We start from the raw sequence: 11,116 nt of genomic DNA, 5'->3' as shown, positions 1-11,116 counted from the left end.
GAATTCGGCCATCGGACCCTATAAAGGGGGATTGCGTTTTCACCCTTCGGTTAATTTAAGCATTTTGAAATTCCTGGCATTTGAACAGGTTTTCAAAAACAGTTTAACCACGTTGCCGATGGGTGGTGGTAAAGGAGGTTCTGATTTCGATCCAAAAGGAAAATCAGACATTGAAATCATGCGTTTCTGCCAGGCTTTCATGACCGAGTTAGCGCGTCATATCGGCGCCGATACGGATGTGCCTGCCGGTGATATCGGTGTAGGAGCAAGAGAAGTGGGGTACATGTACGGGCAGTACAAAAAGCTGCGTAACGAATTCACAGGTGTACTTACCGGAAAAGGAATGACCTTTGGGGGTTCGTTAATCCGTCCTGAAGCCACCGGTTACGGATGTGTGTATTTTGCACAAAGCATGCTGGCTGTCCGCGGCGAAAGTTTTACTGGTAAGACCGTTTTGGTTTCTGGTTCCGGAAATGTGGCGCAGTATGCTATTGAGAAGGCGACCCAATTGGGAGGGAAAGTGGTTACGGCTTCGGATTCTTCCGGATATATTTATGATGCTGACGGGATCGATGCCGAGAAACTGGCTTACATCATGGAAATCAAAAATGTACGCTACGGTCGCATCAATGAATACCTCGAGAAATATCCGAATGCTGAATTTGTCGCCGGAAAACACCCTTGGGAGGTGAAATGCGATATTGCTTTGCCTTGCGCGACACAAAACGAATTGAATGGGGAAGAGGCTAAAACTTTAATCGCCAACGGCTGTTTTTGCGTAGCCGAAGGAGCCAACATGCCGTGTACTCCTGAAGCGGTTGAAGCTTTCCACAAGGCTAAAATATTGTTTGCGCCCGGGAAAGCATCCAATGCCGGTGGGGTTGCTACATCCGGTTTGGAAATGTCGCAAAACTCCTTGCGTCTGACCTGGACAAGAGAGGAAGTAGACGAAAGACTTAAAGCTATTATGGAAGACATCCACGAAGCTTGTGTGCTTTATGGAACCAATCCGGACGGTTACATTGACTATGTGAAAGGGGCCAATATTGCCGGATTTGTAAAAGTAGCCGATGCGATGTTGGCACAGGGTGTGGTATAATAGTACTGTTTTAAGTTATGACAAGCTATAATCTGACAGTTCTCGGTTTTCGGAGTGGGAACTATTATTGCATTAAGCCTGTAGCGTTTTTTTGTTGCTGTTACTGCTAAATTAAAAAACATATAGAGATGAAAAACATTGTATTGTTCCTTTTGTTTTTAAACAGTTCTTTCCTTCTCGGTCAGCATACGGTATCGGTGAGAGATAAAAATACAAATAAAGCAATAGCGTATGCAAGCGTACTGAAAGACGAAAAAGTCTATACGACCGCTGATTCTCTGGGGATATTTCAAGTCGATGCAAAAAGCCTTAAGGGCATTTTTACCATTTCGAGTGTTGGATATGCTTCTAAAACCGTTTCAATAAGTGCTTCGGATTCTGTAATTTATTTGGAAAAAGAAGTGGTACAGTTGCCGGAAATGGAAATTCATGCCCGGAAAAATAAAAAGAAGTTTGTCATAGGTAAAGCCAAACGCGGCGATATCGTTGTAGTTTGCGGACAAAGTGATAATCAGACAGAAGAGATGGGTAAATTTTTTAAGAATCCCACAGGGGGAGTGCTGTTCCTTAAGAAGTTTAAATTCAATACGTTTGCATCTACTAAAAACCGGATTGTAAATATTCTGTTTTATTCCGTTAAGGAAACAGGGGAACCAGATAAGGTTATCAATACCGAGAACATCATCTGTAAATTGAGAAAGGGAAATCACACCACGGAAGTAGACGTAAGTAAAATGGATATAGAAATGCCGAAAGAAGGTATTTTTATTGTTGTCCAATATCTTTTATTAGAAGAGAACAGGCAGTATTCGGAAAAAAATAAAGACTCCTATTTTTACGAACCCTCAATAGAAGCAAATTATACGGAGGGTTATACGGACTCATGGTACAGACAGGATACGGTCTGGAAAAAAAACAATGGGATATCACTCAATTTTCAGTTGGTGCTAACCGATTGATTGTTCTCAAAGCCGTGGAGTTTCACCTTTTACTTTTATTTCAATTGTAACAGGAAAGAAGTTTTTTGTTGTTAATCCCGTTTCAACGAATGCAGTTGTCAGAATTGAATTTCATTTTTAATATTTTAGCCCAAATCAAATAGGAATTTCTGCAAAATGGAAAATGAGTTTCCGCTTTGTCAGTATTTCAACATTTAGCTATGGTTAAAAAAATCATTTTACTTTTATCGTTAGTATATTCTGCAATTAATTTTGCACAAGTTTCGGTAAAAATCACTAATTCGGCTGATAAAAATCCGGTAGCCTATGCCAGCATCTGGAAAGATAAAAACATGTATAAAAATGCCGATTCCATAGGTCGTTTTGTTGTAGAGAAAAGCGATCTTGAAGCTGAATTTAAAATTTCGGCCATCGGTTTTCAGCAAAAGATTTTCAAAATCAATAAAAATGAAAGTGAGATTTTTTTAGAGCCGAAAGCTGTCCAACTTGAGGAGGTTAAAATCGTAAAAAGAAAACATGAAAAAAAACTGAAACTCGGAAAAGCAAGTGGAGGTGATTCTGCTTACGCCGGTCAATACGATTCTAAAAGTTGTAAATCAGCGAAGTTTTTTCCAAATAATGGTAATATAAATGGTTTTCTAAAGTCGATTAAATTTAAAGCTGGCTCTAGTGAAGGTACCCGTCTTTTGAATGTGCACTTCTATTCTGTTGATGAAAACGGCGCTCCCGGGGAACCGCTTTATAATGAAAATTTGATCTGTAAAGTTAAAAAAGGAACGAGAAAGATCAATTTTGAAGTAGATGATTTAAATATTAAATTTCCTGAAAATGGATTATTTGTGGTTCTTGAAACACTATTGCTGGAACAAAACAAGCAGTATTCTCACTTTCCCGGCGCACTTCCGACTTCCTTTGTATATGAGCCTTTTGTTTATATAAATTTCGTTGATAAAGACTTTGATACCTGGTCTTTCAGTGATAATAAATGGAATCGAAACAATAAGTACTCGGTAAATATGGAAATCGTTGTTTCGGATTAATCATATTTTCAAATTTAATTATGTATAAGACAATAGCTCTCTTCCTTTTTTTTTGTAATCTGACAAATGCGCAAGTGCCTGTCAGTATTTTTAATTCTACGGATAAAAAACCTGTTCTTTATGCGAGTATTTGGAAGGATAGTAAAATGTATACAGCTTCAGATTCCTTGGGTTTGTTTTATGTTAGGAACAGTGATTTGGATTCTGAATTCAAAATTTCATGTGTAGGTTATAAAACGTTACACATTAAAATAGCTGCCGATGTAAGTTCTATATTTTTAGAGAATGATGTCAAGCAATTAAATGAGGTGACGATTGTTGTGCCGAAGAGGAATAAAACTTTCAAATTGGGGAAAAGCAAAAATGGAGATATTACCGTAGTTTGTACAAACAGAGAAAATCAGGCTGTTTTAACTGGAAAATACTTTGCCACCGTCAATCAGGAAAATTTGTTTTTGAGTAAATTAAAATTTAGAACTTTCTCTTCAAAAGAAAATAGAAAAGTTGAGATGTTTATATATGCTGTAGATGAAAATGGAGCACCAGGCAAAATTATTAATGCAGAGCCAATTATTTGTCAAATCAAAAAAGGGCATCATGTCAATGAAATTGATTTAAAAAAACTAAATATTGAAATGCCTAAAGAAGGTGTTTTTGTTGCGATTCAATATCTTTTTTTAGAAGAGAACAGGCAGTATGGGACACATAATAAAGAGTGGTTTTTTTATGAACCTGCCATTGATGCAAATGAAACGGAAACCTATACGGATTCTTGGCATTTTAACGATGGATCATGGAAAAAAAGCGACAAATATTCCCTCAATTTTCAGTTGGTGCTAACCGATTGATTGCTTCCCGCGCTGCGCATTCTATGACAAAAATTAATTCAACAAATAAGCAATTTCCATTTTTAAGTTACCCAATACTACAATACTTACCAGGCAACTAAAAAAACGATTATAAATGTAATTTTTTTCGTAAATTTAACATAGGGATAAAACCTGATCATTGCCACAAAATCCCCATCAGCCCCAGATTGACGAAATGTTGGATTCTAATACATAAAAAGGCAGATGGTACAATATTTTAAATGGCTGCATTTAGCAATTGTTTTAGTAACTGCCTCACAATTCAGTTTCGGGCAAGCTACATCCGATTCCACCAAAACAAAAAAAGCTGTAAGATTTGCAGCTATTCCCCTGATTAACTACAACAGAACGCAGGGCATTATTCTTGGTGCTTCGACATCGGCTTTTTATCAGGCCAATAAAAAGGACACTATATCGCCGGCTTCCACCACAGGGCTGATGGGGATTTATACCGCCGAAGATACCTGGTTCATTGGCCTCAGCCAGCAATTTTACTTAAAACGGGATTTATGGCGCTTACGTGGATTCCTTGGTGTGGGAAATGTGAATTATCAATATTTCGATGGTGATGTGGAAAATGATATAGGACAATATGAAGATTATTCCAATGAAAGCGTAATTGTTGTGGGACAGGTTCAACGCAATATTTGGAGAAGAATTTACGGAGGGTTGTATGTTCAATTCAACAATACTAAAACTACTTTTGAATCTGAAGGCACAGTTGACGAGCGAAACATGAACAATATCGGGTATATATTTACTAATGACAGCCGAAACGATGTCTACTTCCCAACAAAGGGTATATTTATGAATTTCAAAAATCAGTTTTATCGTGAGTGGATTGGCACCGACAATGATTTTGTACGCTATCAATTAAATTATACACAGTTTTTTGACCTGAAAAAAGACAGCCGGCATATTTTATTGGGCCGTATAAATTTAAATGTCGCTACTGGAGATGTACCATTTCAAGGGCAGGCCGTTGTAGGCCGTGACGATATCCGAGGGTATTCGCAGGGTAAATACAGGGGGGATCAGGTATATGCAGTCCAATCAGAATACCGTTGGCGATTTGACCAGTCAAAATTTGGTATGGTTGGTTTTTTGGGAGTGGCTTCGGCGGTTGAATCGTTTTCAGATGTTTTTGATTCACAAATATTACCGGGTGGCGGTGCCGGATTGCGTTATAGGCTTATTCCATCTATGAATGTCAATATAGGTGTGGATGTAGGATTTGGAAAAGATGACTATAGCCTTACTTTTAGAATTGGCGAGACTTTTGGAAGATAGAGTATCGGTTTATCTCAAAATTGAAATTAATGTAATTAAAGGAGAAATTTTTTCCTCTGAAGCACTAAACTTCCTGAATTAGGGACTGCCACTGAATACTGAACACTGCGACTGCTCACTACCCACTATTTCTCCCCATCCCATTCCGCATAGAACTGCGACAGAAAGCCTTGCATGTAGGCGTGACGTTGCTCCGCGAGTTTCTTTCCGGTTTCAGTGTTCATTTTCTCTTTCAATAACAGCAGTTTTTCGTAGAAATGGTTTAGTGTCGGTGCTTCACTTTTTTTGTATTCCTCCTTGCTCATGCCGAGTTTAGGCTGAATGTTTGGGTTATACAAAGGTCGGTTTTTGAATCCGCCATAGTTAAATGCACGTGCTATACCAATAGCGCCCAACGCATCCAAACGATCCGCATCCTGAACGATTTCCAGTTCTTTGGAATGGAATTCCTTTTCGAAATTGCCTCCTTTAAACGAAATGTTTTCAATGATGGCAATCACATGCTGAATGATTTCTTCAGAAACATTTTGACTTTCCAAAAAGTTACGGGCCGTTTTCGGGCCAATATTTTCGTCTCCGTCGTGGAATTTACTGTCGGCAATGTCGTGAAGCAAAGCCGCTAATTTCACCACAGTCAAATCGCAGGTTTCCTCTTGGGCTATCAGAAGCGCATTTTTATAAACGCGTTCGATGTGAAACCAGTCGTGGCCTCCTTCTGCATTTTCGAGTTGCTGTTTTACGAATCGGATAGTATTGTCAATTATGGTCATGGTGTAAGGTTTAAAAAAAATCCTTTCGGTAAGGAAAGGATTTATCTTGGTTCTTATCTCTTGATTCTATTTTCTAAAAAAATTATTTCACCAAAGCAGGCGTAACCCATTTAAAGATTTTTTCTTCAGAAGGGACTGCCATGCGTTCTGCGATTCGGGTCATTCTTGCCGGTAATTTCAACAGATAATCACGGGCTTTTTCGGCTTCATCCGTTAGGTTGGTGATTTTGTCGATTTCCCATTTTTGGTTTAGTTTTTCAAGAATGTCCACATAATCCATCGCGGTATAAACTCCGATACGTTGCGCGGATTCGGAGAATTTTTCGAACGCTGTTCCAATGCTTTCCCCGGATTCACGGATTAGGTTGGCCGGCATGGTGATTTTTTTTCTCATCATGTATTCGAAGGCAAGCATCATCTGACTTGGGTCCACTTTAAAAATGCGATCCACGAATTCGCTGTAAGCTAAATGGTGGCGCATTTCGTCCCCTGCAATAATTTTACAGATTTTAGACAATTTTTTGTCGCCGTATTTTTTAGCCAATTGCGCTACGCGGTTATGGGAAATGTATGTTGCCAATTCCTGAAAACTGGTAAATACAAAGTTTTTATACGGATCACGGTCGGTTCCCGGATCGAAACCATCGTTGATCAAATGGTGGGTTGTCATTTCCACTTCGCGCATGTTTACGCGGCCTGATAAGTACAGGTATTTGTTCAGTAAGTCACCGTGTCGGTTTTCTTCACCCGTCCATTGGCGTAACCATTTTGCCCAGCCGTTATCTCCGTGAGTTGTTTTCTGGTCTACCCCTTCAACATCCATTAACCAGGATTCATAGGTAGGCAGGGCTTCTTCCGTGATAGTATCGCCCACAAGAACTACCCAGAAATCATAGGGTAAATCTTTAGCTAATTCACGTAATTCGGTAACTTCTTCCAGGAAGGTTTCTTTTTCTGAATTCGGTAACAAATCGGTTGGCTGCCAAATTTGTTCAACCGGGATAAGATAGTTTTCTACGAAAGTATCTATATTCTTTTCCAGAAACTGCATCACTTCCAGACGCACATTTTGTTGTGACATAACTTTAATTTTTTATTCCTTGAACCACTGCATTTTCTGTCTTCTCCATTAGTTCTGCAAAAGGATAGTCTTTAACAGCCATAGGCTCATGAATGGTGAATTGTAATTGGTTGCCCAATCCCATTGGGAAATGTCCGTAACGGAGCATTTTCCAGGAATTGCTTATTGATATAGGTACAATATACGCTGATGGCGCATAGCGACACAAAATTTTTACTCCATTTTCCGAAAAACGTTTCGGAACCCCGTTTCTGCTTCGAGTTCCTTCCGGAAAAATCACTGCAGAACGTCTGTGTTTTTCAATATATTCGCCCAAACCTTTAATTACAGGCAAAGCTTGTTTCGGATCCTTTCTGTCGATTAAAACAGAACCTCCGTGACGCAGATTAAACGATACGCTTGGTATTCCTCTGCCCAGTTCTTTTTTGCTGACAAATTTCGGGTGTGAACTTCGTAAATACCAAATTATCCCAACAATGTCAAACAAACTCTGATGGTTGGCCACAAAAATTACCGGAACGTTTTTTGGGATCAGATGCCTGTTTTGAACATGATAAGTGGTTCCCAAAAGATTGGTACACTTTACAAGCAAAAAGTTCAGATAATCGACACTTTTCTTGTGTGACTGATACCCAAATAAATTTAAACATATCCATTGTATCGGATGAAATACCACTAGGCATAACACAAAAGCCGCATAGAAAACAACAGATACTGGATACGATATAATTTTTTGCATTTATGGTGGTATTTGCTACAAAGATAAGGCATTAAATAAAAAAACCACGTAAAACGTGGTTTCAATTGTGTTTTTTTTATCTATTAGCAGAATTCGTTGAATGCGTCTTTTAGATTTTCTGCGATTAATTCTGCAGGACGGCCTTCGATATGGTGGCGTTCCAACATGTGAACCAACTCTCCATTTTTAAATAAAGCCATACTTGGCGATGAAGGAGGGAACGGGAACATGTGCTGACGGGCTGCATCAACCGCTTCTTTGTCAACACCTGCAAAAACCGTAATCAGATTGTCCGGTTTTTTACTGTTGTCCAAACTCATTTTTGCTCCCGGACGTGCATTTCTTGCCGCACAACCGCAAACCGAGTTTACCACTACCAATGTGGTTCCTTCTTTTGCTAAAGCGTTTTCTACTTCTTCAGCGCTATATAAATCCTGAAAACCGGCTTCTGTCAATTCAGCGCGCATCGGTTTTACCATTTCTTCTGGATACATAATTTAAATTTCTAGGTTAATGTGTGGCAAAGTTACAAAGTAAAATTGTAATTTTTGTTAGAATGTTGTTAATGAAATTCGGCAGCTTCTTTCAATAAACCAATCATGGTTTTGGCATCAGTAAAATCACTGATTTGTAACAGAATAGTGTTGTTTTTGTCCAAAATCGAAAAGGTCGGATAAGCGATTTGGTCGTCTATGGTAGCCAGTTCTTCCGCGAGTTCATGAACGCCTGTGTTGTTTCCTTTCGGTTTAAAGGTAAAAGTTCGGTTTTTAAATACAATAGGCGATTTGTCTTCTGCATTCAAAGAAACAAAATAGAAATTATCGTTGAGTAGCTGAACTACCTCCGGATTTTTAAAGGTGGAATTTTCCATCATTTTACAGTATTTGCACCATGAAGTGTGTACAAATACAAAAATGGTTTTTGGCTGCTGCTGCTCTAATTTTTGGGCTTCTTCAAACGAATACGTTTTCAGTTGTGCAAAACCGTTCAGCGATGCCATAAAGAAAAGGAGAAGTATGAGATTTCGTTGTTTCATCTATTTTAATGTATACCGTAAGCCGAAAAAACCTCTTATGCCCTGATTAGGACCGTATACGTAACTCGTGTCAAAAGTTAAAGCATAGGGGTTATCAGGTGTAACCATAACGCTGCCGTCAGGATTATATTGCACATTCTCGTTGAACGGATCATTTGCTCGGGCAATGATAAACGGATTGCCTTTATTCGGGGTCCAATTTAGTAAATTTTTGATTCCGCCATACAATTCAAAGTTTTTTAACTTATTGAAAGTGAACTGGATATTTTGGATGCTCCACGTTGGTGAGTATTCCTGCCTCGGATCTAACTCGCCGGCCAATGGCAGGTGTATCGGTCCGTAAAGGTTGCCGGTATAGTCGATATCCAAGTACATTTTTTTAAGGCGATAAGAAACAGCCCAGGTTCCCGAAAATTTTTCCGTGAGTTTTTGTCGGGTTGTCACGTCTTTTTCCGTTTTGGTCACGTCCATGAAAGTGGCTCCTAAAATGATTTTCAGTCCGTTCAGGAAAACAGCATCGACATTTAAACTAGCTCCTTTGGTAACGGCGTATCCATCAAGGTTTCTGTAAATGATTTGAGTCGGATTAGTAATATAATCCGGTATGATCTGGTTGGTGAAATGCGTATACCAGACAGAGGTTTCCAAAGCAATGTAATCCCCGTCTTTGGAATAAAATTTCTTCAAATAGTTGATATTCGCGTTGTATGATTGTTCCGGTTCTAAATTTTCCTGAACGATAACGTCACGGGCTCCTGTCAGTGCGGCGTGTTCTTCGGTAAAAAGGTTTACGATTCGGAATCCTGTTCCGGCATTGAAACGCAAAATGGAACTGTCGTCCGGAGCCCATTTGTAAGCCAGGCGCGGTGTGAAAATACTGCCGTGATTGTCATTGTAATCATAACGTAACCCCACCATAGCAGTGTGTTTTTCTGCCAAACGCATTTCGTCCTGCACAAATAAACTCGGAATCCAGTTTTCATCGACTACGTCAGTTGCTGTGGTATTGTCGTTATAATATTGGTAACGCAACGCAGTTCCGAAAAGTAAATCATGACGGTTGATTTTCTTGTCCCATGTGAGCTGGCTGAAACCGATTTTCTGTTGGGCCAAATAGGGGATGTTTCCATAAACTGAATTCTGGTCGTGATCTGTATAAGAGAAGGTTAAAAGCATTTTTTCGGCAACCGGAAGTTCGTAAGCTCCTAACAATTCCCAGCGCTTTGTGTAGATGCTTTCACCATATATTTCACTTCCGCCACGGTATTTTTTCTCCCACTGCATTTCGCCGCCCCAACGGTCTTCATAAAAGTAACGCCCTGCCATAGACAAGATTTTGTTGCTTTTGCGTTTGAAATTCCACTTTTGGAAAACGGAAATACGATCCTGCAAGGTGACATCGGTAAAATTGTCGTGATTGTTGTCTATCGGATTACTGTAGTTGAAATAGTTTATCCCGGTTAAAATTGAAGCAGCGTTGTCAATATTGGACTTGAAACCTATATCGGCATTAACTTCTCCCCAGGTTGTTGCAAATGCGTCGGCAAAAACAAGCGGTGCGTTTTTAGGATTTTTTGTGATGATGTTGATCAGTCCTCCGACGGCCTCGCTTCCGTAGAGCGATGAGGCAGGTCCTTTTACGATTTCCACGCGCTCCAAAAGCGAATTCGGAATTCCTGAAAGTCCGTATACTGTTGATAGTCCGCTCACAATTGGCATTCCGTCGATAAGTACCAAAGTGTAAGGTCCTTCCAAACCATTGATGTGAATATCTCCGGTATTACAGACATTACAGTTCAATTGCGGACGAACACCATTTACATTTTGTAAGGCTTCAAAAATGGAAGCGGTCGGATTTTTTTTGAAGAAAGTCGGTTTGTAAACCTCCACCGGTACCGGGCTTTCCAAACGGTTTACTGCTTTTAAGGTTCCGGTTACCACGATTTCATCGAGTGAATTAGTTTCTTTCAGGTCAAAATCCACGATAATTTCGGTCGTGTCAGAAAGCGTTATTTTTTGTCTAATCGGCCGAAATCCGGAATGCGATACCACAATTTCATGCTTGCCTTTCGGGATATCGTTTATTTGATAGTTTCCTAAACTGTCTGTGGCTGCTTTTAGATTGGTTTTGATTATTGTAATGTTGGCCAGTTCTAACGGAGTTCCTAAAGACGTTACGTTTCCCTTAAGGGTTGTTTGTCCGAAGGTTATCAGAGTGAATAAGAAGGTGAAA

The 11,116-nt window shown here is 39.5% G+C and carries 11 protein-coding genes; 5 read left to right on the top strand and 6 right to left on the bottom strand.

The genetic code is table 11. From position 1 onward, the window contains the following. From gdhA to VLB74_RS09740, 5 genes are all read left to right on the top strand, one after another. Positions 1-1,099, top strand: a 1,099-nt coding sequence (gene gdhA, locus VLB74_RS09760; protein WP_325203270.1) for an NADP-specific glutamate dehydrogenase, incomplete at its 5' end; no start/stop codon positions are given. A gap of 128 nt (positions 1,100-1,227) precedes the next feature. After that, a complete protein-coding gene (locus tag VLB74_RS09755) occupies positions 1,228-2,058 on the top strand; it encodes a peptidase associated/transthyretin-like domain-containing protein (RefSeq protein WP_325203269.1) in 831 nt (276 codons plus the stop codon). Positions 2,059-2,258: 200 nt separating this feature from the next. Next, positions 2,259-3,098, top strand: coding sequence for a hypothetical protein (locus VLB74_RS09750; RefSeq protein ID WP_325203268.1), 840 nt, complete (start codon positions 2,259-2,261; stop codon positions 3,096-3,098). 20 nt (positions 3,099-3,118) lie between these two features. Then, positions 3,119-3,946 carry a peptidase associated/transthyretin-like domain-containing protein gene (locus tag VLB74_RS09745; protein WP_325203267.1) on the top strand — a complete coding sequence of 276 codons (828 nt, stop codon included), beginning with the start codon at positions 3,119-3,121 and terminating at the stop codon, positions 3,944-3,946. A 225-nt stretch (positions 3,947-4,171) separates the two neighbouring features. Then, the gene (locus tag VLB74_RS09740; protein WP_325203266.1) at positions 4,172-5,257 is read left to right on the top strand and encodes a BamA/TamA family outer membrane protein; all 1,086 of its coding nucleotides are present in this window, start codon (positions 4,172-4,174) and stop codon (positions 5,255-5,257) included. Between the two features lie 125 nt (positions 5,258-5,382). Here VLB74_RS09740 and VLB74_RS09735 read toward each other — a convergent pair whose 3' ends face one another. From VLB74_RS09735 to VLB74_RS09710, 6 genes are all read right to left on the bottom strand, one after another. Next, positions 5,383-6,027 carry an HD domain-containing protein gene (locus VLB74_RS09735; protein WP_325203265.1) on the bottom strand — a complete coding sequence of 215 codons (645 nt, stop codon included), beginning with the start codon at positions 6,025-6,027 and terminating at the stop codon, positions 5,383-5,385. A gap of 82 nt (positions 6,028-6,109) precedes the next feature. Beyond that, positions 6,110-7,108: an acyl-ACP desaturase gene (locus VLB74_RS09730; protein WP_325203264.1), complete on the bottom strand. Its 999-nt coding sequence runs from the start codon at positions 7,106-7,108 to the stop codon at positions 6,110-6,112. A gap of 4 nt (positions 7,109-7,112) precedes the next feature. Further along, positions 7,113-7,847 carry a lysophospholipid acyltransferase family protein gene (locus VLB74_RS09725; RefSeq protein ID WP_325203263.1) on the bottom strand — a complete coding sequence of 245 codons (735 nt, stop codon included), beginning with the start codon at positions 7,845-7,847 and terminating at the stop codon, positions 7,113-7,115. Between the two features lie 83 nt (positions 7,848-7,930). Continuing rightward, positions 7,931-8,341, bottom strand: coding sequence for a BrxA/BrxB family bacilliredoxin (locus VLB74_RS09720; protein WP_325203262.1), 411 nt, complete (start codon positions 8,339-8,341; stop codon positions 7,931-7,933). Between the two features lie 68 nt (positions 8,342-8,409). Continuing rightward, on the bottom strand, positions 8,410-8,883 hold the full coding sequence (locus VLB74_RS09715) for a thioredoxin family protein (protein WP_325203261.1): 474 nt from the start codon (positions 8,881-8,883) through the stop codon (positions 8,410-8,412). After that, entirely contained in the window at positions 8,884-11,097 is a 2,214-nt protein-coding gene (locus tag VLB74_RS09710) for a TonB-dependent receptor (protein WP_325203271.1), read from the bottom strand. Positions 11,098-11,116: the final 19 nt, after the last annotated feature.

This window comes from Flavobacterium sp. (assembly GCF_035456225.1).
In the GTDB taxonomy this organism is placed as follows: domain Bacteria; phylum Bacteroidota; class Bacteroidia; order Flavobacteriales; family Flavobacteriaceae; genus Flavobacterium.
Note: the sequence above shows the minus strand (reverse complement) of the source record. Positions and strands in the feature narration are given on the sequence as shown.

What these genes read in the sequence shown, in the direction of transcription:
- VLB74_RS09755 (WP_325203269.1), top strand. Translation starts at nt 1,228, where the DNA reads ATGAAAAACATTGTATTGTTCCTTTTGTTTTTAAACAGTTCTTTCCTT.
- VLB74_RS09750 (WP_325203268.1), top strand. Translation starts at nt 2,259, where the DNA reads ATGGTTAAAAAAATCATTTTACTTTTATCGTTAGTATATTCTGCAATT.
- VLB74_RS09745 (WP_325203267.1), top strand. Translation starts at nt 3,119, where the DNA reads ATGTATAAGACAATAGCTCTCTTCCTTTTTTTTTGTAATCTGACAAAT.
- VLB74_RS09740 (WP_325203266.1), top strand. Translation starts at nt 4,172, where the DNA reads ATGGTACAATATTTTAAATGGCTGCATTTAGCAATTGTTTTAGTAACT.
- VLB74_RS09735 (WP_325203265.1), bottom strand. Translation starts at nt 6,027, where the DNA reads ATGACCATAATTGACAATACTATCCGATTCGTAAAACAGCAACTCGAA.
- VLB74_RS09730 (WP_325203264.1), bottom strand. Translation starts at nt 7,108, where the DNA reads ATGTCACAACAAAATGTGCGTCTGGAAGTGATGCAGTTTCTGGAAAAG.
- VLB74_RS09725 (WP_325203263.1), bottom strand. Translation starts at nt 7,847, where the DNA reads ATGCAAAAAATTATATCGTATCCAGTATCTGTTGTTTTCTATGCGGCT.
- VLB74_RS09720 (WP_325203262.1), bottom strand. Translation starts at nt 8,341, where the DNA reads ATGTATCCAGAAGAAATGGTAAAACCGATGCGCGCTGAATTGACAGAA.
- VLB74_RS09715 (WP_325203261.1), bottom strand. Translation starts at nt 8,883, where the DNA reads ATGAAACAACGAAATCTCATACTTCTCCTTTTCTTTATGGCATCGCTG.